Genomic DNA, 20,554 nt, shown 5'->3' on the forward strand with positions numbered 1-20,554 from the left:
CTGCGGATAAAAACGCCCAACATCGCGCCCACTGCCCGAAATCGCGAACAATTCACGGTTTGCTGGTGCAGTCAAGGTGCGTATCCTTATGCGGAAAAGTTGACCACCCCACTCTGGCCGGGCAACATATGCGGGCTATACCTGTAATTTCGAATTGCATTTCCGAGTGACACTATGTCGACCATCGAGTCCAGACCTGACGAATCGCTGACCTATCGGCTGAAGGCGTTGACCAAAATCGCTGACCGCATGAGCGCCGAGCTATCCCGAGAGAAACTTGGGCTGCCTTATCCGGAAGCAAGCATTATCGGAGTAATTGGCACTTTCGGACCGCAGACCATCATGGACATTTCCCGCCGCGCCAATCTCGACAAGAGTCAGGCGAGTCGCACTGTGGATGCCTTGCTCGCCAAGGGGATCCTCGGGCGCACGGGCAATGAGCAGGATGGGCGCAGCGTGATCATTTCGCTGTCAGCCGAAGGACGCAAGATTTTCAGGAAGGTTGGTCCGACGATGGACCGGCGAGACAGGGAGCTTTACGAGTGTCTTAGTGAGCCGGAAAGCGAAGCGCTTCGTTACCTGCTGGACAAGATTCTCGCGTCCCACGGTTGGGAGGCCACCTGAGCATTGAACGGCGCGCCGTTTGTGCGCACTCGCTCCGGTGTGCTTTATCAATCAACAAATCACCGACCCCAGCGATCTGATCGGGGCCGGTCGCCCCGTTCATCCAAATCCGCGCGCAGGACCTCGAGGACCGGCAGGGATTCAAGCGCGGGGCGCCAACAGCTGCGCGAGTTCAAGGAGCAGGTCACGGATGACCTGTTGCCCCGGGCAAGCCGATACTGCCGGCGGAAGCCGACGGGACCGATGCATTGGTCGGCCCCGCCGCGCTACCGTGCCGGGTACGGCACCTTACATACCGCCAAACGGTTTTTGTACGGTAAGCTTATTGGTAACCGACGTTACTCCCGGAACGCCCTTCGCGATTTCCGCGACCTTGCCCACCTGGGAACTGTCCGTGACGGTGCCATTGAGCGTGACCGCGCCGTCCCTTGCGATGACGCTGATATTTCCGGCACTGATGTCCTTCTGCTTCGCGATGGCGTTATAGACCTGCCGGCGCAGCGCACGATTCGCCTTTCTTCCTGTGGCCGGTGCCGCCGAACCCGACGCCGCCATCGCGGATGCGCCCGGTACACTGGCCGCTTCGCGGGTCTGCGACCATGCGGTCATGGAAGTTGCAACGATTGCGGCTACGACAGCCAGCCTGATTGTCCCGATGTTATTCATTCAATACTCCGGTTGGCAGTTAAGGGGTTGCGAAATCAGAACGTATGGCGGATGCCGATCATTGCCGCCGTGGTGGACACTCCCGGCGCAACCGGGGCTCCATAGATGATCGTCTGGTTCATGGTCCCCTTGTTGTCGACATAGCCGACTTGCGCGTACGCCTTGGTTCTCTGAGACAGGTTGTATTCAGCACCCACGGCGAATTCGCTCGAGTGGTTTGCTGAATGGTTCCGGTCCCGCAGGTAGTAGTAGCCCGACGTGATCTTGAAGCGCGGGTTGAACTGGTAGCCGAGGCCACCCGATGCCATTTCGAAGTCCGCCGTGTTGCTGTTCGCGGGGTTCTTGCCGACGCCATACGAGCCGGATATCGAAAATCCGGCGATCGTATACATCGCACCGAAATAGTAGAAGCGGTTGTTCGCCAGCCCCGTCGCGGGCACAGCCGGCGCTGCCGGATAGGTCAGCGGGAACGGATTGGTGTCGTGTCCGTTGTAGTACACGGCGGACAGATTCAGACCGTAGTTCGAATACTTGAGCACCGCCGACTCGCGCGTGCCGCCCTGGAAATGGCCGGCAACACCGCCCGGCGCGTATTCGAGCGCGAGTGACGCGCCATAGAATTTCGGCGAATTGTAGACCAACGCGTTACTGTCATACAGGGCGCCGATCGGGGCGTTCGTGCTCGTGCCAGGCCAGCCGGCCGCCTGATTCACACCTAGCCACGCAGTCAGGATACTGCCGAAATACTGTGCGCCGCGGACGTCGGTTTCCGCCATCGCGTAGATCATCGGGATGATCTGCCGGCCGGCGTCGATCGTACCGAACGGGCCGGATGCTCCGATCGTCGCGAACTGGTTGAAGATCGCGGTCGTGCCCGGTGTGTCGGACAGGCCGAACTTGCCGTTCGCGGTATTGAATGTACCCTGCAGCTTGAAGTTGATCTTGTAGCCACCGCCGATGTCTTCGCTTCCCTTCAGGCCCCAGTAGCTGGCATAGATGCCGCCGTCCTTGAGCTGATAGAGGTGCCCGAGGTTAGGCGCGTGCGGCTGGAACGTTGCCGCCGAGGTGCTTTGATACAGCAGTCCAGTGTCGAGCACGCCGTAGAGCGTGACCGACGATTGCGCATGGGCGGCGGTGGCGAACACGACCAGTGCCGCAGCGCTGCTCAGCTTTGATTTCATTGTGTCTCCTCCATTTGGGGATGCCGGGTGGACCCCGGCGGTTTTTTGTTGTTGATCGAATAGAACTGCAATGTAGCCGCTTAGGCGTATCAGGCCGACAAATAGTGGTCTGCGTACTGTTCCCTCAACTGGTGCTTGAGCACCTTGCCGGTCGCGCCCAGTGGAACCGATTCGACGAAGACCACGGCGTCGGGCTTCCACCACTTCGCAACCCGGCCGTCAAAGAAGGCCAGCAGTTCGTCCTCGGTGAGTGCGCTGTCCGGCTTTTTGACGATCAACAGTAGCGGCCGTTCGTCCCACTTCGGATGCCGCGCGGCAATGCAGACCGCACTAGCCACGTCGGCGTGCAGGTACGCGACGTTTTCGATGTCGGCCGAACTGATCCATTCGCCGCCGGACTTGATGACGTCCTTGCTGCGATCTGTAATCTGCATAAAGCCATCGCGATCGATCTTTGCCACGTCGCCGGTCGGGAACCAGCCGTCGCGCAGCGGCGATGCGTCGTCATTGCCAAAGTATTGCCGCGTGACCCACGGCCCCCGCACAAGCAGGTCGCCGGCAGCGTTGCCGTCCCACGGCAACTCTGCGCCGTCGGGGCCAACGATCTTCATGTCGATGCCGAATACGGACCGCCCCTGCTTCGCCTGCACCGCATAACGCTCGTCCACGGGCAGAGAAAGCTGATGTGTTTTGAAACTGCATACCGTGCCGACCGGACTGAGTTCGGTCATTCCCCAGGCGTGCAGTACGTCGACGCGATGGCGATTCTGGAACGCGGCCGTCATCGCCGTCGGACAGGGAGCGCCGCCGATAATCGTGCGCCTCATTGTCGAGAACGAACCCTCGATCGCGTCGGCATGCGCTAGCAGTCCTTGCCAGACAGTCGGCACGCCGGCCGACAGCGTGACCTGTTCTGCCTCGATCAACTCGTAGAGCGACTTGCCGTCGAGTGCCGGACCCGGAAACACCAGCTTCGCACCGACCATGCAGGCGATGTACGGCAGTCCCCACGCGTTGACATGAAACATCGGCACGACGGGCAGGATCGCATCGCGCGCCGAGCAGTTCAGCGAATCCGGCAGCGCCGCGGCGTAGGTGTGCAGCAGGGTCGAGCGGTGGCTGTACAGTACGCCCTTCGGATTGCCCGTGGTGCCTGACGTGTAGCACAGCGACGATGCACTGTTCTCGTCCAGCAGCGGCCACTCGTACGCGTCGCTGTGAAGGTCGATGAGGTCCTCGTAGCACATCAGCATGCTCGACAGGCCATGCGCCTGCGGCATGTGCGCGCGGTCGGTCATCGCCACGAAGACCTTCGGGCTTTTTACGCGCGGCGCGACGCTCTCGATCAGAGGCAGAAACGTCAGGTCGAAGAACACGACGCGATCCTGCGCGTGCTCAATGATGTACGCCAGCTGGTCGACGTGAAGCCGCGGATTGAGCGTGTGCAACACGGATCCGGACCCCGACGCTGCGAAGTACAACTCCATATGCCGGTAGCCATTCCACGCAAGCGTTCCTACCCGCTCCCCCGCTTGGATGCCAAGGCCTGCCAGGGCGTTTGCCATGCGCCGCGCACGCTGCGCGAGATCCCGATACGAATAGCGGTGAATGTCCCCTTCGACCCGTCGCGACACGATTTCCTGCGTGCCATGATGGCGTTCGGCGTGCATGAGCAGCGAAGCCACCAGCAGCGGTTGCTGCATCATCAAACCTTGCATCCTTGCTTCTCCTGAATGTTTGTAGAATCCCGCGCCCTGAATCACGTCGTCGCACTACCCGCTGGCGCATGCAAGGCAGTCGAACTGGGTCCATCGAGACCGGCGAACAGCTTCCCGTCGACGGTCTGGACCGGGAAAGTCGTCAGACTTAACCCGCCTGCTCCGGGCGTGAGCCCGGTACGCGGGTCGAAGCGCACGCCGTGCGCCGGGCAGGTGCGAGTTCATCGACCGTGCCAACCGGCTTCTGGCGTGACGTCATCGGTTCTCCTGATCGCCAGCCGAGCGCAACATGGCATCCACGATTGCGCCGGGCGAGTACGCCCCGGACAGCGACAGGGCCGAATCGATCACAAAATGCGGCACGCCTCTGACGCCCTCGGCCTGAGGCGAAAGCGGGATGGCCACGTTGTGATCGCGCCGCGACGCCGCCAGATGTTCAGCGAGGGCCGCCGCGTCGAGACCGCACGCGAGGCCGATTCGCTGGAGCACATCCGGGTCGCCAATGTCTTCGCCGTCCATGAAATAGCCGGTGAACAGCCGGTCGATCAGCGAAGCAGGCTGGAACCCCGCACTTGTGGTTACGGCCCACGAAACGAGGCTATGCGCTGCTCGCGTGTTCGGCATCACCTCGATCCTGTCGAACGCCAGTTGGACGCCGGCTGCGCGAGCGGCCTCCTGGACCTGTGCGCGCCGTGCGGCGACCGCGTTTGCACTGCCCAAACGAGCCACATAGAACGCCTGATAAGGGACGCCGCCGACGGGAATGTCGGGCAATAACTGATGCGAGTGCCACCGCACCTTGACGCTGACATCCGGACGCAAGCTGGCGAGACGATTGACGGCTGCATCGAGATTGCGCTTGCCGATCAGGCACCACGGGCAGACGAAGTCGAAGTGGACATCGACCGTCACGGACGCCTTTTCTACTGCGGTGCCCTGCTTCGTTGCGCCGGCCATGTCAGAGAAGCTCACGGATCAGGGTCTCCGCCTGCGCCCACTCGCCATAGCCGGCTGCGGGGTTCAGGTGCCCAACTTCGCCGAGATCGACGAGACGACTGCCCCAGTCCGCAGCCATTACCGCAGCGCGATCAAACATTGCCAGCGGATCGTTGCGGCTGGCGCCGAGAATACTCGGGAACGGTAACGGCTTACGCGGGCACGGCAGCCATCCATTCTGCTCGAGCGCATCGAGCGTTGGATAACCGTCGGGCATCGGTGCCTCCAGATCCGCCGGCGTGGCAAGCAGCGCACCCTGAATCGGCCGATGGTGGCGCTGCGCCCAGTGCACGGTAATCATCACGCCGGCGCTGTGAGCCACCAGTACGATCGGGCCAGCGATTTTGGCGATCGTCTCGTCCAGCGCCGCGACGCGCGCCGCGCAGCTGAGCTTGTCGTGCTCCAGCGGCGGCACCGAAGCCGCTTTGGGGAGGCGAGCCTGCAGCAGCGTCTGCCAGTGCTCGGCCACATGATCACGCAGGCCGGGCACGATAAGTATCGTAGGTGCTGTATCGAGAGTCACTATGCTGATTCCTTCCGATTAGTACGGCCTGTCGCCGATAATCCCGGCGCGTTCCATCTTCCGATGGCACGGCGCGTAGTCCATCACCGCATAGTGCTGTGTGCTGCGGTTGTCCCAGATCGCGATGCTGTTCGGCGTCCAGCGCCAGCGCACCTGATACTCCGGGATGTAGGCCTGGCTGATGAGATAGCGCAGCAGGTCGCCCGCGCCCGGATTGGCGTCCTGTCCGAAGCGCACCCGTGCCGGCGTGTGATAGTTGGTGAAATGGGTGGTGAAGGCACTCACGAACAGCACCTTTTCGCCGGTCTCCGGATGCGTGCGCACCACAGGGTGCTCCGCATCCGGATACTGGGCCTTGAGCGCGAGGCGTTTTTCGATCGGCATCACGGCGCCGAAGCTCGCCTCGATGCTGTGGCGGGCGCGCAGGTCCGCAATCTGCAACTTGATGTGGTCCGGCAGGTTCTCGTACGCGAGGACCATATTGGCCCACATCGTGTCGCCTCCAACCGGCGGGCACTGTACGCAACGCAGGACCGCGCCGAACTGCGGCGCTTCGCGCCAGGTGGCGTCAGCGTGCCACGCGTTTTCGTACCGGTCGTTGGGATTTTCCGGGGTCTTGTAGATGCGCACGAGGCCCGGATAGTCCGGATCACTGCCGGCGACGGGATGATCTTCCAGCTCGCCAAAGCGGCGCGCAAACGCCACATGCTCGGCGCGCGAGATGTCCTGATCGCGCAGGAACAGCACCCGATGCTTCAGCAGCGCCGTCCGGATCTCGGCAAACAGACTGTCATCGTGAATGGCATCGGCCAGATTCACGCCGACCAGCTCGGCACCGATTGCACAGGTCAATTGTTCGACTCGCATGGTTTCTCCCTCAGATAACAAAGACCGACGAGCCGGTCGTCTTGCGCGATTCCAGGTCCCGGTGGGCTTGCGCGGCATCCTCAAGCGCGTAACGCTGATTGAGTTCGATCTTGATGCGGCCCGCGGCAATATGCCCGAAGATTTCGCCGGCCAGTTCGTTCTTCTCGGCGGGGTCGGCGATATAGTCGGCAAGCGCCGGGCGGGTCAGGTAGAGCGAGCCCTTCATTGCGAGAATCTGCGGATTGAACGGCGGGATCGGGCCGGATGCCGTGCCGACGCAGACCATCAGGCCGCGGCGCTTGAGCGAGTCCAGCGAGGCCTCGAAGGTATCCTTGCCGACGCTGTCGAAGACCACGTTTACGCCGACGCCGTTGGTCAGTTCGCGCACGCGCTTCGCCACGTCTTCCCGGCTGTAGTAGATGATGTGGTCGCAACCATGCGCGCGGGCCACCTCAGCCTTGGCCTCCGTCGAAACCGTGCCGATCACGTTAAGACCCAGCAGCTTCGCCCATTGCGACACGATCAGGCCGACACCGCCGGCCGCCGCGTGCAGCAGGATGGTGTCGCCGGCCTTGAAGTCGTGGATGCGGCGCATCAGGTAGGACGAGGTCAGACCGCGCATGGTCATACCGGCAGCCGTTTCGCAGGCAATCCCATCCGGCAGTTTGATGAGCGGTGCGGCCGGGATCAGGCGTTCGGTGCTGTAGGCACCGAGCGTGTTGATAAAACCGGTGTAGGTCACACGATCGCCGACCGCGACGTTTGTCACATCGGGACCGACGGCCTCGACCACGCCCGCGGCCTCGACGCCCATACCAGCAGGCATCGGAACCGGGTACAGACCGCTGCGAAAGTATGTGTCGGCGAAATTCAGACCGACAGCCTCATGGCGCAGGCGGACCTGCCCGGGGCCCGGTTCGCCCACTTCAACGTCCTCGTAACGCAAGACTTCGGGACCACCGGTTTCATGAAAGCGGATTGCTTTCGCCATGTTCAATCTCCTATCCGTTACTCAAACTGCAAATAGATCTCTGCCTGCGGCGGAACTGCTCGTCTTACCCCAGCCGTCTATTGTCAGATCGGTGTTGTGTTGCGGCGGTGAGTGCCGCGAAGCTCGCGCATACCGCGAGGATGTAGTTCAAAAGCATTCAAAGCGCTTTTGTCAGTTGCTATGTAATCTAAACTAGATGCTAATTCAAGCATATATCAATGAACGGCCGCCACATCGCGACGCATCGTCGCATTCCGAACGTCTACTCTAGTTGCGTGCGGAAAGCCGTATAAATCCGTCACGCCAGTGTCCCGTTCAGCGGACAGCATGCTCGCGCAGGGCGTCCAGGCGGTCCAGATCGTCGGAGTAGTTGCGTTTTCCAATGAAGAATGCGATCGCCCCGATAAGTGCCGCGAAAGGAACGAGTTGCAGCGCACCGAGCAGACCGATGCGGTCGGCGACGAGACCTGTGAGTACCGCAGCGGGCGCCAGCCCCAGCAGATTGTTCGCCAGCGTCAGTGTTGCGAACGCCGATGCATGAATGGACGACGGGGTGAGGTTCGCCACCATCGCACCCGAGGGGCCGCTCGCGCCTGCGCAGAAGAACATCCCGACGCCGATCACAACGAGCTGCAACGGACCCGCAGGCATGCGGAAGCCGATCGCGAGCAGAATGAAGGACGTCAGGCAGAACGCAATCGCGGCGACCCACTTCTTTTCGCGTGCATTCTTGCTGAGCCGGTCGGCCAGATTGCCGCACACCACCATGCCAAGGCCCGTCACCAGCACGAACACCGCTGCGCTCATTGCAGCCTTGCCCGTAGCCATTCCGTAGTAGCGGTTCAGGAAGCTCGGCATCCACGCCCAGATGGCGGCGGGAACCATCAGATGGATGCCGCTGCCGACATAGGCACACACGACGGACTTCGTCGAGAAGAGACCCTTCATCAGCGCGCGGAAGCTCATGCGCACGCCGAGCCCTGCCGCCTGCCGGGTGAGGCTTGCCGGCTGCAGTGGCGCGAGACGCTTTTCGGTGACGACAAACCAGTAGAAAATGACCAGCACGATGCCCACGGCCGCCATCGCGCCGAACGCCATGCGCCAGCCCATATGAGCTGCAACCGCACCGCCGAGCGCCATTCCGAGCACCGAGCCAAACGCCCCGCCCGCCATGAACGCGCCGGTGAGCGTGGCGCGCAGTCGCGCCGGAAAGATGCTCAGAACAACCGCAATACCCACGCTGCCGTAGGCGGCCTCGCCGATGCCGACGAAGGCTCGTGCGATCAGCATTTCGCCATAGGTTGTCGAGATCGCGCAGCCCAGTGTCGCGAGACTCCACATTGCCGCCATCAGGACGATGCTCTTCACGCGGCCCCACCGGTCGGCGAGCACCGACAGCGGAAAAGTGAGTACACCAACCATCAATGCGACCACACTGCTGAGCGAGCCCAGCTGTGTGTCGGAAAGATTCCACGTTGCCTTAAGCAGCGGGAAAACCGCGTTCAACACCTGCCGCGACATGTAGTCGGAGAGCAGCAATCCGACCGTCAAGGCAAATACCACCCAGGCATAAGCGCGCACGTCCGTTCGTGTTGTCGAAACATCGCCCGTGTTGGGCTCCGCGTGCTGCATGAGCATGGTTTGTCTCCTTCGCATCTAGTTCGTTAGCGACAGCATTTGCCATTCAGGACAAACACGGCCGATTATGGATATTCGTTACACCCTCCCCGGCATGCGCCGGGGTGTCCTATCCTTGAAACCCGACATCAATTAACGCGTCGAGCGGGCTGCGCCCCTTATGCCGAGCGCAGCGGCAGGTTCCTGACGCCTGCGCCCTGGCAGTTCGGCGCCATCCCGTGGGAATAGAACCTAGTGTTCGCACAATAGGGCAATCGCGCGTTACACTTTTATGTATAGGCGCCATCCTTTTAGCGATTGATGCCAGTGCGCGTAAACACCGGTATGCGGGCCAGCAAGCACTTCATTGCTGCAGACTGGCGCAGCCCGTACGGAGCCTGCGGAGAGACAGAGATGGAAACGATGCTACGCTCGGTTGCCATGAGCGGGTATTTCGATGTGACGCGGCGGTTGGGACTGAATCCTGTCGAGCTCGCGCAGCAGGCCGGTATCGACCCGGCGGCGCTGGCGAATCCGGATGACCGGATTTCGGCCGCCGCCTGCAGCCGGTTACTGGAGCTCACGGCTGAAAAGGCGTCGTGTCCGACTTTCGCGCTGCAGATGGCTGAAACCCGGCAGAAATTCGGGACCGGCGTGGTCAATGTCCTGCTCGCGCACAAACGCACGCTACGCGAGGTTTTGCTGGCCGCAGCCGAATTCCGGCATCTGCTCAACGAAGCCTTGGCCGTCTACGTCGAGGACGCAGGAGAAACGGTCACCATCCGGGAGGAACTCGTCCTCGATCCGGGTACGCCGACCAGGCAGGCGATCGAGCTTGCAGTCGGTGTCCTCGCGCGCCACTCCAGTGCGCTGCTCGGCAACCACTGGAAACCGCGCGCCGTCCATTTCGCTCACCGAGGGCCCGCTGACCAGACGTTTCATCGACGCTTCTTTGGCTGTCCGCTGGAGTTCGGCAGCGACTTCAACGGGGTCGTTTGCGCAGCTGCCGACCTCGACTACCCGAATCCAGCCGCTGATCCAGAACTGGTCCGATATGCGGAAAGCCTCGCCACTCCGCTCAACGTAACGGGCGCAGATTCGATCGCGCTGGAAGTGCGCAAGGCGATCTACCTGTTGCTACCCGTCGAGCAGGCTACAGTCGATCTGGTTGCCCGTCATTTACGTCTGAGCGTACGCACCATGCAGCGGCAGCTTGGATCGGCCGACACCAGCTTTTCGGCACTGATCGAAGAAGTCCGGCGCGAACTTGCCGTGCGCTATATGAGCAACCCGCGCTATCCGATCGGTAGAGTCGCGCTACTGCTCGGCTATAACCAGCAGGGCTCCTTTACGAACTGGTTCGCGTCACGGTTTGGCATGACGCCGCGTGATTGGCGCAACGGCAAATTGAAATGAAGAATGCCTGTTGCACCGCTTAGGCGTGCTTGAGCGATGCCTGTTGGTCTGCGGCGGCATCAGGCGAATGCGCTGACCCGGGAACACCGGAATCGGATCTCACACGGCTGCGTCCGTTGTGCGTGGCGAGATACATCGCTCGATCGGCCGAATCGAGCAGCGCCTGCGCCGCAATGGCGCTGCGGCGCGGGAATGCGTCGCGACCTAGCGGGAAGCTGAATCCTTCTTGTTGCTGCCCCTGGCAGCAACCTTTGGCAACGGGGCCTTTTTGACAGCCGAGCGAGCGATCCTGGTCGCGGCCTTCTTCGCGGGCTTTGTTGCAGGGGCCGCGCTCCTTTCGATCAGAAATACCGAACGATCCTTGGCCTCCCTGATCCAGGCCGGAGGGCGCGCATGGCCGCTCCAGGTAGCGCCGGTCTTGGGATCACGGTACTTAGGCGCGAGCTTTGCGGGTGCTGGCGACGCTGTGGGTGCCGGGGCCTTGCGCCGGAAATCGATACCGGCATCCTCCAGCAGTCTGACTGCCGGAGACTCGTCGGACGCGCCCATGACTGCCGTAGTCGCCTTTGGGGCTGTTGCCGCCGCACGATTCTTTGCCCGAACACCGCCGCGCCCAACTGGCGGAGATCCTCGCAACTCGTCGGCAGTAATGCCAAATTGCGCCATCTCCGCGCGAATCCGCCTGATGGCTTGATTGCGCGCATCACTCAGGGCTTCTTCTGCTTCCCGCTGCAGTTTCAGGATCTCCGCCTGAATCACACCATAAGACCTTGCCATCGCACTACTCCTCGTTGCTTTTATGTGGCCGAATTATAAGCCTCAGGTGCGGGAGTTCCGCGAGGTGTGGGCTTCTAAAAAGGGCTGACTGACCAGCCCAGCCCAGCCGGCACCCATACCCAAAAACGCAACGGATCTCCCGCTAGCGGGATTTCCCTGCCTAGCGGCAGATTCTCCGACAATCTGGAGTACGGTCGGCTTCAAGATGACTTTCTTTCACTTTGCTATCACAACCTTATTCATTGAATTTGCAACTTTATAGAAAAAATTCCAGCTAAATTTCATAACAGACACCGCACTTTGCCTTTTTAGGCATTCATCGACCTGACACGGCGACTAAGCTGTTGCATAATCATCCCAAGCCCGCTGGTTTGCGGCCACTCCCACCTGCGTTGGCGCCCACGCCTCTATTCGGATGAACGCGCCGCCGTAGCAGCGGAGATCCCACTGATAGCTTTTTACATAGTTGTGGTATCAACTGGCCTGCAGAATCCAGTCGGCGGGTAATTTTTAGTCTGAGATCCCGTTTGTCTGGATCAAACAGTGGACGGCATTGCCCATCGGTCAGCCGATCCCCTTACGGTTCCGTAGGCACCGAGCCAAGGAGTTTTCGCAAATGCAAAGAGAAGTAGTGGTTGTCAGCGGTGTGCGCACTGCCATCGGTAAATTTGGCGGCAGCCTGAAAGACGTCCCGACTACTGAACTCGGCGCGCTCGTCGTGCGAGAGGTGCTCGCGCGTGCTGGTGTTGCCGGCGACCAGGTTGGCCACGTTGTGTTCGGCAATGTGATCCCGACCGAACCCAAGGATCTCTATCTCTCGCGCGTCGCAGCCATGAACGGTGGCATTGCCGAATCGGCCCCTGCCTTCACCGTCAATCGCCTGTGCGGGTCTGGCCTGCAGGCGATCATCTCCGCGGCACAAACCATCCTGCTCGGCGATGCTGAAGTCGCCATCGGCGGCGGCGCCGAGAACATGAGCCGTGCACCCTATATATCAACCGACGCACGCTTTGGCTCCCGCATGGGTGACAGCCGGCTGATCGACATGATGCTTGGCGCACTGAACGATCCATTCGAAACGGTGCCGATGGGCGTCACTGCCGAAAACGTCGCGCAGAAATTTGGCATCACACGCGAGCAGCAAGACGAACTGGCAGTCGAATCCCATCGCCGGGCGGCGCTGGCGATCGCCGAGGGCCGTTTCAAGGAACAGATCCTCCCGATCAAGCGCAAGGTCAAGGGCAAGGAAGTGGTGTTCGATACCGATGAGCACGTGCGCACGGAAATCGATGCCGCTGAACTCGCCGCCATGCGTCCGGTTTTCAAAAAGGAAAATGGAACGGTTACCGCGGGCAACGCATCCGGCATCAACGACGCCGCAGCCGCAGTCCTGATGATGGACCGGCAAGCCGCCGAGCGCCAAGGCATCAAGCCGATGGCTCGCCTCGTGTCATACGCGCACGCTGGTGTCGATCCGCGCTACATGGGTATTGGTCCGGTGCCGGCTACCCGAATCGCGCTCGAGCGTGCGGGCTTGCGCATTGGCGATATCGACGTCGTCGAGGCAAACGAGGCATTTGCCGCGCAGGCGTGCGCCGTCACGCAAGAGCTGCAACTCGACCCCGCCAAGGTCAACCCCAATGGCTCCGGGATCTCCCTCGGGCACCCAATCGGTGCGACGGGCGCACTGATCACCGTCAAGGCTCTGTACGAGCTGGAGCGAACGGGTGGCCGTTACGCACTGGTCACGATGTGCATTGGCGGCGGCCAAGGCATCGCGGCCATCTTCGAAAACCTCCGGTAAGCGAATTCGCACCCAAATGGAAATTGAAACTGTAGGTATTGTCGGCGCAGGCACGATGGGCGCCGGCATCGCCCAGACCGCCGCTGTGGCCGGCCTGAAGGTCGTCATGATCGATGTTACGGATGCTGCCCTGTCCAAGGGTCTGGCAGCCCTGAGCAGCAGCCTCGAACGTCTGGTCTCGAAGGGCAAGCTGGACGCCGACGCTCGCGCGGCCGCCCTCGCCCGGATCGAGACTTCGACCGACTACCAGCGGCTGCGCGACGCCAACATCGTGATCGAGGCCGCCACCGAAAACAACGACCTGAAGGTCCGAATTCTCAAACAGATCGAGTCCGTGGCACGCGCCGACGCCATCATCGCCTCGAATACTTCGTCGATCTCCATCACGGCGTTGGGCGCCGCGCTCGCTGATCCGTCACGCTTTATCGGCATGCACTTCTTCAATCCGGTGCCGATGATGCCGCTCGTCGAGATCATTCGCGGTGTGCGCACGAGCCCGCAGACGGCAGACGCGGTCCGCGAGCTGACGACGCGCTTCGACAAGTCGCCCGTCGGCGTCAAGAACTCGCCGGGATTCGTGGTCAACCGTATCCTCGTGCCGATGATCAATGAAGCCTTCTTCGTGCTGGCCGAAGGCATCGCCACCCCCGACGAAATCGACGCCGGCATGAAGCTTGGAGCCAATCACCCGATCGGCCCGCTCGCACTGGCCGACCTCGTTGGTCTCGATGTCGTCCTGTCGGTGCTCGAAGTGTTTCAGAAGGATTTCGGTGACCCGAAATACCGGCCCTGTCCGCTGTTACGCGAGCTGGTAGCGGCCGGCCACCTCGGCCGCAAGACCGGTCACGGCGTCTACAACTACGCATAAGCGATCACGGCGAATCACCGGCTTGCGCACCCGCTCCTGCTCGATGGAGGAGTGCGGAACGAGCGCGGCTTAGCGGCGACGCACGCCTTCCCAGTACATCGACGCCTCGTACAGCCATTCGAGACTGAGCCCGGTATCGCGCTCGCTGCTCGCCAGTGCAGCGGCAATGCTTGACGGGTTCGGCTGCGACGTAAGGCCGCTCATCGCATCGAGCGCACCGTCGACGGCATCGCAGCCGGCATTGATCGCGGCGAGTGCCGAAGCGGCCGGAATACCGCTGGTCTCGTGCGTATGGAAGTGAATGGGCAAGCCCGTCTCTTCCTTGAGCGCCTTCACGAGCAGCTCCTAGCTACCTTGAAGCGATGCAGCGCGAGCCGGTCTTCGTTTGAATAGATAGCCACCGTGCGAATGTCCAACTCGGCGGCGGCGCGCATCACGCGAATCGCGATCTCGGAGCGGTTAGCAATCAGCAGCGATCTGATCGGGGCGTAGTTCATGATAGGCAGGGACTCGTACGTGAGCGGGACGCGCTGGCAAACCAGCACAACGCAAATCGACAGAAGCTCGTAAGTTCAGACGCGCCGGCGCAATCCGCTTCGCGGTACTCATTGAAAGCCCCACCCGTGGCGTACGAGCGATTGATGTGAACTCCGACGCAGAGCGCGGCTTCCAGCAACGATTCGTTGCCGGGATCAGACACTAGTCAATGTGGGAAAACGGCGCGTGCGAATCCATCCAGTCATAGTGACCCCGTGCACTCGCCCAAGCCCATTGGGACACGGCATGTGTGGCCTCCTTGCGACTCTCGGCGCACGATGGGTCTTCTTTCAAATGTTCTTCAAATCGTGAGGGGCGTGTTGCGGTTGATTTACCGTTTTTTTCAGCGGTCATTCTGGTTTGTCCTGTGTAAGATGATGTGCTGCCCGCCCGGTCATCTCCACAAACGGGCTGTGGCGCAAAATTCAAACGCACGCCACTATGCGAGCGAGAATCCTTGGTATGCGCAAGAATTGGTTCAAGTTTGGTTCAAGTCACTATGTCGTTGATCAATCAACATTAGTCAAACGCGGGAACGAACGCTGCGTTTCAAAACTGAATTCTGGAGTTCAGTTTTGGCTTTACTCGAAAGCCGCAAGACTATGAGTATCGGTTTTCCGGCGCAGTCGAGTTTGCACTGGATTGAAAGGCTGATGCGCGTCGGCATGCGACAAACGCACCTTCAATCCCGTCTTTGGTCGCATGGCGGCTATTTCCCAGCGCGCATTGTCCCGCCAATGGCAACGCCGCGCGAATTGCAAATGGCGCGGTATTAGCAGCTATCGCGAGCGGGGGCTGATCGGATCTTCCTGCCCGATCAGCACCGCACCAGCCGGGTCGGCACACTGAAATTGCCTCCCCGGAGATTCCCTCGACGGACAACCGACACAGAAATAGAGCCGTTGCCGCAGTCGCTTCCGGTGCCGTTTAGACGGCCTTGCGCAGGAAGCCCTGCGTAGCGCCCTTGCGGTTAGGGGCGAAGCCGTTGGCCAGCAGCGTCTCTTCCACCGTGTCGTAGAACACACCGATCTTGCTGATCTCGCGCGCCTCCTGGGCGGTCGCGACCTTGCGGCCGAACTCGCGTGAGATGCGCACCAGTTGCTCGATCTGCTCGACAGTGCTCATCTTCTTCGTGCGCGACTGGTTCCAAAGGTTGTCCTCGATGCCGCAGCGCACGTGCAGGCCCATCGCAATGCCCATCATGTTGACTGGCAGCACGTTGCGCATCGAGCTCTCCACCGTCAGCACCGCGCCATCCGGCGTGGCACGCACGAAATTGGCCAGGTTATAGATGTTCGGTGCGTCCATGCCGCCGCCGATTGCCACCCAGTTCATGACCAGCGGGCCTTTATAGACGCCGCGTCGAATCAACCGCTCAACCGACTCGAAGCTGTTGATGTTGTAGCACTGGAAGGCGCTTTGGATGCCGGCTTCGTTCAGGCGGCGGATGTGCTCCTCGGCCCAACCGGGCTGCGCCGGCACCGTCATCTCTTTGTAGGCGTTGTAGACCTCGGGGTCCGCCATCGAGGTTCCCTTGACGTCGTCATCCTCCCAGTGTTCCACGACGTTCATCTGCGAGGTGTTGATCGTCACCGTGACCTGGTCGGGCTTGGGATCGAGCTCGGCCAGCATGTGGCGTGTATCGTCGCTCAGCCATTTGGCCGCGGCACCTTCGGACTCGGGCGCGAAGCTGATCGAGCCGCCCACCTGGATAATCATCTCGGGCACCGCATTGCGCACGCCGGCGATCAGCTCGTTGAATTTCGACAGGCGCTTGCTGCCTTTGCCGTCGAGTTCGCGGACGTGCAGGTGAAGCACAGTCGCGCCAGCGTTGTAGCAATCCACCGCCTTCTGGATCTGCTGCTCCATCGTGACAGGGATGTCTTCGGGAAAGTCGGACGGCACCCACGACGGCGCATAGGGCGCGGCCGTGATGATGAGGGGCTGCTGGTTCTCGGTATAGAGAGAGCCGTCGAGAAAGTTCATTGTATGTCTCCAGAGGCAGGTTAAGGGGAACGAAGGAAATCGCGGGGTGTAACTGATGAACCCGGCGTTCAGCGCTTGTCGTCGAAAATTCCGGCGCGTTAAAAGCGTCGCGGCTACAAAAAATGTAATGCGTCTGCAGTTGACGACAACCGCGTGATGCCCCCTGCGGGTCAGGCCGAGGTAGACGCGACGGGCGATGAAACACTGCAGCGACGATACGGCAATCCGACAATGCGGTTTACGTTTTTGGTGACATTGTTTTATGAATTGGCGCCACTAAGCGTTAACACTGGCTGCGTGCAATGGGCTGCGCACCGGAAAAAAGGAGGGTCGAATACAACCCGCGGGTCTCGCGCATGCGCCGCACGAAATTCAGGTAGCAACGCCAACCGGTATTGTTGATTTCTCCACCAAGCTTCGCTCGTGCACTGCCCCCTCTTCAAGCAGGATGGGAGCCGCAAGACTCATCGCATGAATGCCGAGCACAGAAACGCACTGCAGTACCGCTGTGATCTCTTCCTGGGTCGCGCCCATTTCGAACGCCTTCCGTATATGGCATCGCACACCGGGTCCATACATGTGTGTGCAGGAAGCGTCGACGGCAATGGTGAGGAATTCGACCGTTTTCGGATCCAGCACACCCGAAGTCATCGGGGCCATCGCCATGGCCATGAATTGTTCAGTCCAATCGGGATCAAGTTCCGCAATGGGCTACCATTGCGCGTTCCAGTGCCGGTTGCGGCCGGCGCGCTTCGCTGTGCAGTGTTTGCATCCGGCAAACGGTGGCGCAAGACGGTCGTCTAATTTGCCGCATCTTGTCCAGCCTCGCGCCATACCGCCGGGTGGACGGCTGCGCCGGCTGGTGGGTCTAACCCGACATCCGCACGGGAACCGAACACATGATCAAGCTTCTCGCGGCGCTTTTCGTCGTTGCGGTGGCCTTGACTTCGGCGGTTCAGTCCGCCGAGTTGCGTGGACGATGGGTCACCACCACAGCCCTAAAGATTGTCGTAAAGGCGCACGACACCTGTATCTGCCACGAGCGGGCAAGCGCCTTACGTGATTGCCTCGACCGCGTGGTAAACGCGGCCGCGCATACCGCCGCAACGGCGTCATCCGCCCCGCGCCCGATTGGGACGAGCGTCCTGGATCTGGGCACGATGATCCACGAAAAGCCATCGGCTACGCCCATACCTACAAAGGCGTCGACTGACGTAACAACGGAAACACCCAAATTTCCGCTGCCCGCCCTCCCTGAACACTCGGAACCCGGGTTTGCTCTAGTTGAAGTATCAACCACTTCAATTGATAATTCATCTTTCTACGTTCGATGGTTTCGCGTACGCGCTGCGTTGAAATCGCATTGAGAGAACGAAAAATGATTTTTATCCTGCTGATTGTCGCAACATTGACAACCAGTATCGCGGGTTATCGGTACGTCGCGTATCCCAACCGCGATACGGCGATTCAGGCCGCCTACTACCTTGGCCAGGAGGTCGGCATGGGCAGCGCAGATGCGCGCACCACGTTCGAACAACGCTTCCACGACGACGAGGACGCACGTCTCGCATACGAGCACGGGATAATGAGTGTCGAGCCTGCGAGCATGGACCACACCGCTATTCGGTGAAGCGGGCGCACGGGACAACTTCGGCGCAAGGCCGCGATGCAGTGTCCACTTTGCGCAAACACTCTGCACTGGGTCGTGCGACATGCAGTCAAACTCCACTACAGTGCAAGACGCGTTACCTATGCGTGAATCGCAGCGGGATTCAGCGCTCGATGTGCGAGATCACCAGCCAACGCTTTGGACAATCCCCGTCTGTCTGCAGATCCTGCTTCCTGTCCCCGGCCGCCTCCGCGAAGAAGCCCTTTTCACGTGCAAAGCCGAACGCGCGCCGCGCATCGGATTGCAGCCGCAACGCGTCAGCAGCCCGCACGCCACGCAACTGAAAAGCCAGATCGTTTCAGGAGGCAACGCTGCATCGAGGTACATAAAATAGTCGTGAGAATCTGATCGGCGACGAAGGCGATGCCGACGAGTCTCGGCTTCCGCCAGTTCCAATGCCTCCCCGGAGCCCTGCATCGGCCTGCTGCAGGTGTGCGCTGTAGCTCGCTGAATCTGCCTGTCGTGGTGCGTCGTCGTCACGCGCGTCCGCACCACTGCTCGCCCCTTTAAGCGCCACGGCGGGACCTGTCCTTGGTCGTCGTGTGGTGGACGCCCCATCTTTGGCGGCATGGACATCAGGACCAGGTTTGGTTGGTTGCGACGAACAACAGCAGCTTTACGACTGCAGAAGCGCTTCGGTTCAGCCGCGCTGGTGGACCATTTGGTATCGCCCGGCCATCGCCTAGCCGACTCGACGCTTTGCTTTTAGCGTCCTGAGCGGTCCGGTGTGGTTTTTATGCGACTGCCCCACCAAGGAGGTACGGCAACAGGTTGATCCTGAAAGCTTTGGCGCGGGGTCGGAAATCATCATACGGAACACCTGGGTTTTCATCCGAAACGAGCCTGGATAGCATGATGAAACACGTCAGCGTCCCCAACGATTGGCGTGTGTGTTTGTTAGCCGCAGCATTGCCTGCGGCTTTTTTTTGCCGACGTATTCGTCCTGCTCGCTGGTGTGGGCGCCCTCCAGCAAGCCTCGCGGTTACCCGTCCAATTTTCCAACGCTCTAGCAGCTGCCGGAGTGCCGAGGCCGGTCACCCGGCAGCGCCGGGCGACCGTCTCTTCGTGCTCAAACCTTGCCGATCGTCCAGCGACTGAACGATGCTTGTCATAGCCGGCAGCACGCGGACCCATTGCGCCTCCCGGACCAACGTCGCCACCCTATCCGCTTAAGAAGCGAAGCGGCCTCAAACTTTTCACGCCCCTCCCTTTGGGCCGGGCGAAGGAGAGCCACGGTTCGACCCGGTCTGTCAAGATGCACCTCGCCCGATCGAAGCGCTTGTGGCAAAAACGCACAATGCATTTTTTGAGCTGACTATTCCGCGCAAACGATTGCTTATACTCTACGCACCTCTACTTCGAGGCGCTTCGTATGCCGCAGGAATGGCTTGAATATCTCCAGCGACTTAGCTGGAACACTCCGATGACTTTGGCGCTGGCGTCAGGGGCAATCGGCTCTGTCATAACGCTCGCGTGGATCTCGGCAAGGGATGCCAGGGAGCGCAGGCGTCAGCGACGCGAAACCGCGTTGGAACTCGCGCTATCGCTGGAAGGCTACGCTCGAACCTGTCGGACGATGATGCACAAGGCCGCCTGGGCAGCCGCGGAGCCGGTCGGCCCCATCCGCTGCGAAGCCAGCAAGGGCGTGTCCATCCCCGCCTTTGCCTATCCGGACAAACTGCATTGGCGCGTCCTGAGCCGCAGAGTTATCTCCGATCTGCGCGAATACCCCGCTACAGTGCACTCGGCCCGCGAGTATGTGGACGCATTTCGGGAGTTCGGTGAGCCAATAGACCTTTGCGGTCAGGTCGAATACGAATGTGCGAAGGCTGCGAAGTGTGCATTGCAGCTGGCTCGGGCCACGCGCCGCCGGCACGGAGCCGCGACGTGGAAACCGGGCGCGAAAGATTCATCGATGGAGCGCGAACTGTCCGACTTCATCAAAATCGCCGAAGAAAAGCGCAAAGCGTCTCTCGATCTGCTAACGGAGTCCACGGTTGGTCGGCGAACGGACGCGCAGCCGTTCACACAACCGTTAAGCGCCTGAAATCTGGACGAAACAGGTGATAACGACCTGTCAGGCGCCCAGCAACCCGAAACGGCCTATCGACTTCCATCGTTGAGCGGCAGCGCTTTGCCGTCCAATAGCGGGCGGTTGCAGCCGTGCACACCCTAACTACACCGTTGATCAAATGTATGCGGTCCTTTACGGACGCCCTAGCAATGAACGAGTGATTCTCTGATGCTACCTGTCCACGTGGACAGCTGGGATGAGAGTACATGTCAGAAGATCGAGATTTGCGTAGCCGCCTGG

The 20,554-nt window shown here is 60.8% G+C and carries 20 protein-coding genes and 1 pseudogene; 8 read left to right on the forward strand and 13 right to left on the reverse strand.

All coding sequences use genetic code 11. The annotated features are described in order from the left end of the window. The first annotated feature begins 174 nt into the window (after positions 1-174). The gene (locus FVF58_RS44980; RefSeq protein ID WP_149676035.1) at positions 175-624 is read left to right on the forward strand and encodes a MarR family winged helix-turn-helix transcriptional regulator; all 450 of its coding nucleotides are present in this window, start codon (positions 175-177) and stop codon (positions 622-624) included. A gap of 288 nt (positions 625-912) precedes the next feature. Here the strand turns inward: FVF58_RS44980 and FVF58_RS44985 are convergent, their stop codons facing one another. From FVF58_RS44985 to FVF58_RS45025, 8 genes are all read right to left on the reverse strand, one after another. Beyond that, positions 913-1,290 (reverse strand): BON domain-containing protein, encoded by a 378-nt coding sequence (locus FVF58_RS44985; RefSeq protein WP_149676036.1) that lies wholly within the window; start codon positions 1,288-1,290, stop codon positions 913-915. 35 nt (positions 1,291-1,325) lie between these two features. After that, entirely contained in the window at positions 1,326-2,471 is a 1,146-nt protein-coding gene (locus FVF58_RS44990) for a porin (RefSeq protein WP_149676037.1), read from the reverse strand. A gap of 89 nt (positions 2,472-2,560) precedes the next feature. Then, positions 2,561-4,189, reverse strand: a complete 1,629-nt coding sequence (locus FVF58_RS44995; protein WP_149676038.1) for a 3-(methylthio)propionyl-CoA ligase — start codon at positions 4,187-4,189, stop codon at positions 2,561-2,563. Positions 4,190-4,444: 255 nt separating this feature from the next. Further along, positions 4,445-5,161 carry a DsbA family oxidoreductase gene (locus tag FVF58_RS45005; RefSeq protein WP_246217509.1) on the reverse strand — a complete coding sequence of 239 codons (717 nt, stop codon included), beginning with the start codon at positions 5,159-5,161 and terminating at the stop codon, positions 4,445-4,447. Beyond that, the gene (locus FVF58_RS45010; RefSeq protein ID WP_149676039.1) at positions 5,148-5,708 is read right to left on the reverse strand and encodes an RBBP9/YdeN family alpha/beta hydrolase; all 561 of its coding nucleotides are present in this window, start codon (positions 5,706-5,708) and stop codon (positions 5,148-5,150) included. The genes FVF58_RS45005 and FVF58_RS45010 overlap by 14 nt, the downstream gene beginning before the upstream one ends. An 18-nt stretch (positions 5,709-5,726) precedes the next feature. After that, positions 5,727-6,575 carry a TauD/TfdA dioxygenase family protein gene (locus FVF58_RS45015; protein ID WP_149676040.1) on the reverse strand — a complete coding sequence of 283 codons (849 nt, stop codon included), beginning with the start codon at positions 6,573-6,575 and terminating at the stop codon, positions 5,727-5,729. A 10-nt stretch (positions 6,576-6,585) separates the two neighbouring features. Continuing rightward, on the reverse strand, positions 6,586-7,566 hold the full coding sequence (locus FVF58_RS45020; protein WP_149676041.1) for a quinone oxidoreductase family protein: 981 nt from the start codon (positions 7,564-7,566) through the stop codon (positions 6,586-6,588). 315 nt (positions 7,567-7,881) lie between these two features. Next, the gene (locus FVF58_RS45025) at positions 7,882-9,204 is read right to left on the reverse strand and encodes an MFS transporter (protein WP_149676042.1); all 1,323 of its coding nucleotides are present in this window, start codon (positions 9,202-9,204) and stop codon (positions 7,882-7,884) included. A gap of 393 nt (positions 9,205-9,597) precedes the next feature. Here FVF58_RS45025 and FVF58_RS45030 point away from each other — a divergent pair, with 393 nt between their 5' ends. Next, entirely contained in the window at positions 9,598-10,599 is a 1,002-nt protein-coding gene (locus FVF58_RS45030; protein WP_149676043.1) for an AraC family transcriptional regulator, read from the forward strand. Positions 10,600-10,803: 204 nt separating this feature from the next. On the opposite strand, the gene FVF58_RS45035 is transcribed toward FVF58_RS45030, so the two are convergent. Then, complete coding sequence (locus tag FVF58_RS45035; RefSeq protein ID WP_149676044.1) at positions 10,804-11,376, reverse strand: H-NS histone family protein; 573 nt, start codon at positions 11,374-11,376, stop codon at positions 10,804-10,806. Positions 11,377-11,992: 616 nt separating this feature from the next. On the opposite strand from FVF58_RS45035, the gene bktB reads away from it, so the two are divergent. Together bktB and FVF58_RS45045 are read left to right on the forward strand one after the other, a co-directional pair. Further along, the gene (gene bktB, locus FVF58_RS45040; protein ID WP_149676045.1) at positions 11,993-13,180 is read left to right on the forward strand and encodes a beta-ketothiolase BktB; all 1,188 of its coding nucleotides are present in this window, start codon (positions 11,993-11,995) and stop codon (positions 13,178-13,180) included. Positions 13,181-13,196: 16 nt separating this feature from the next. After that, entirely contained in the window at positions 13,197-14,048 is an 852-nt protein-coding gene (locus FVF58_RS45045; RefSeq protein WP_149676056.1) for a 3-hydroxybutyryl-CoA dehydrogenase, read from the forward strand. A 75-nt stretch (positions 14,049-14,123) separates the two neighbouring features. Here the strand turns inward: FVF58_RS45045 and FVF58_RS45050 are convergent. Both FVF58_RS45050 and FVF58_RS45055 read right to left on the reverse strand, forming a co-directional pair. Further along, a pseudogene (locus tag FVF58_RS45050) lies at positions 14,124-14,387 on the reverse strand (hypothetical protein); the annotation flags it as partial. Then, positions 14,381-14,545, reverse strand: coding sequence for a biotin carboxylase N-terminal domain-containing protein (locus FVF58_RS45055; RefSeq protein ID WP_149676046.1), 165 nt, complete (start codon positions 14,543-14,545; stop codon positions 14,381-14,383). The pseudogene FVF58_RS45050 and the gene FVF58_RS45055, both read right to left, overlap by 7 nt. 615 nt (positions 14,546-15,160) lie before the next feature. Between FVF58_RS45055 and FVF58_RS45060 the strand changes: the two genes are divergently transcribed. After that, positions 15,161-15,361, forward strand: coding sequence for a hypothetical protein (locus FVF58_RS45060; RefSeq protein WP_149676047.1), 201 nt, complete (start codon positions 15,161-15,163; stop codon positions 15,359-15,361). 151 nt (positions 15,362-15,512) lie between these two features. Here the strand turns inward: FVF58_RS45060 and FVF58_RS45065 are convergent, their stop codons facing one another. Then, the gene (locus FVF58_RS45065) at positions 15,513-16,571 is read right to left on the reverse strand and encodes a beta-keto acid cleavage family enzyme (RefSeq protein WP_149676048.1); all 1,059 of its coding nucleotides are present in this window, start codon (positions 16,569-16,571) and stop codon (positions 15,513-15,515) included. A 372-nt stretch (positions 16,572-16,943) separates the two neighbouring features. Next, on the reverse strand, positions 16,944-17,279 hold the full coding sequence (locus tag FVF58_RS45070) for a carboxymuconolactone decarboxylase family protein (protein ID WP_246217510.1): 336 nt from the start codon (positions 17,277-17,279) through the stop codon (positions 16,944-16,946). 191 nt (positions 17,280-17,470) lie between these two features. Between FVF58_RS45070 and FVF58_RS45075 the strand changes: the two genes are divergently transcribed. The 3 genes from FVF58_RS45075 to FVF58_RS45090 all read left to right on the forward strand — a co-directional run bounded on the left by FVF58_RS45075 (position 17,471) and on the right by FVF58_RS45090 (position 20,287). Beyond that, positions 17,471-17,938, forward strand: coding sequence for a hypothetical protein (locus tag FVF58_RS45075; RefSeq protein ID WP_149676049.1), 468 nt, complete (start codon positions 17,471-17,473; stop codon positions 17,936-17,938). A gap of 11 nt (positions 17,939-17,949) precedes the next feature. Then, positions 17,950-18,201 (forward strand): hypothetical protein, encoded by a 252-nt coding sequence (locus tag FVF58_RS45080; RefSeq protein WP_149676050.1) that lies wholly within the window; start codon positions 17,950-17,952, stop codon positions 18,199-18,201. A 1,411-nt stretch (positions 18,202-19,612) separates the two neighbouring features. Next, a complete protein-coding gene (locus FVF58_RS45090; RefSeq protein WP_149676051.1) occupies positions 19,613-20,287 on the forward strand; it encodes a hypothetical protein in 675 nt (224 codons plus the stop codon). Positions 20,288-20,554 lie beyond the last annotated feature (267 nt).

It is taken from the genome of Paraburkholderia panacisoli (genome assembly GCF_008369935.1).
In the GTDB taxonomy this organism is placed as follows: Bacteria; Pseudomonadota; Gammaproteobacteria; order Burkholderiales; family Burkholderiaceae; genus Paraburkholderia; species Paraburkholderia panacisoli.

Excerpts from the sequence above, each read along its gene's own strand:
- FVF58_RS44980 (WP_149676035.1), top strand. The coding sequence starts at position 175 with ATGTCGACCATCGAGTCCAGACCTGACGAATCGCTGACCTATCGGCTG.
- FVF58_RS44985 (WP_149676036.1), bottom strand. The coding sequence starts at position 1,290 with ATGAATAACATCGGGACAATCAGGCTGGCTGTCGTAGCCGCAATCGTT.
- FVF58_RS44990 (WP_149676037.1), bottom strand. The coding sequence starts at position 2,471 with ATGAAATCAAAGCTGAGCAGCGCTGCGGCACTGGTCGTGTTCGCCACC.
- FVF58_RS44995 (WP_149676038.1), bottom strand. The coding sequence starts at position 4,189 with ATGCAAGGTTTGATGATGCAGCAACCGCTGCTGGTGGCTTCGCTGCTC.
- FVF58_RS45015 (WP_149676040.1), bottom strand. The coding sequence starts at position 6,575 with ATGCGAGTCGAACAATTGACCTGTGCAATCGGTGCCGAGCTGGTCGGC.
- FVF58_RS45020 (WP_149676041.1), bottom strand. The coding sequence starts at position 7,566 with ATGGCGAAAGCAATCCGCTTTCATGAAACCGGTGGTCCCGAAGTCTTG.
- FVF58_RS45025 (WP_149676042.1), bottom strand. The coding sequence starts at position 9,204 with ATGCTCATGCAGCACGCGGAGCCCAACACGGGCGATGTTTCGACAACA.
- FVF58_RS45030 (WP_149676043.1), top strand. The coding sequence starts at position 9,598 with ATGGAAACGATGCTACGCTCGGTTGCCATGAGCGGGTATTTCGATGTG.
- FVF58_RS45035 (WP_149676044.1), bottom strand. The coding sequence starts at position 11,376 with ATGGCAAGGTCTTATGGTGTGATTCAGGCGGAGATCCTGAAACTGCAG.
- bktB (WP_149676045.1), top strand. The coding sequence starts at position 11,993 with ATGCAAAGAGAAGTAGTGGTTGTCAGCGGTGTGCGCACTGCCATCGGT.
- FVF58_RS45045 (WP_149676056.1), top strand. The coding sequence starts at position 13,197 with ATGGAAATTGAAACTGTAGGTATTGTCGGCGCAGGCACGATGGGCGCC.
- FVF58_RS45055 (WP_149676046.1), bottom strand. The coding sequence starts at position 14,545 with ATGAACTACGCCCCGATCAGATCGCTGCTGATTGCTAACCGCTCCGAG.
- FVF58_RS45065 (WP_149676048.1), bottom strand. The coding sequence starts at position 16,571 with ATGAACTTTCTCGACGGCTCTCTCTATACCGAGAACCAGCAGCCCCTC.
- FVF58_RS45075 (WP_149676049.1), top strand. The coding sequence starts at position 17,471 with ATGATCAAGCTTCTCGCGGCGCTTTTCGTCGTTGCGGTGGCCTTGACT.
- FVF58_RS45080 (WP_149676050.1), top strand. The coding sequence starts at position 17,950 with ATGATTTTTATCCTGCTGATTGTCGCAACATTGACAACCAGTATCGCG.
- FVF58_RS45090 (WP_149676051.1), top strand. The coding sequence starts at position 19,613 with ATGCCGCAGGAATGGCTTGAATATCTCCAGCGACTTAGCTGGAACACT.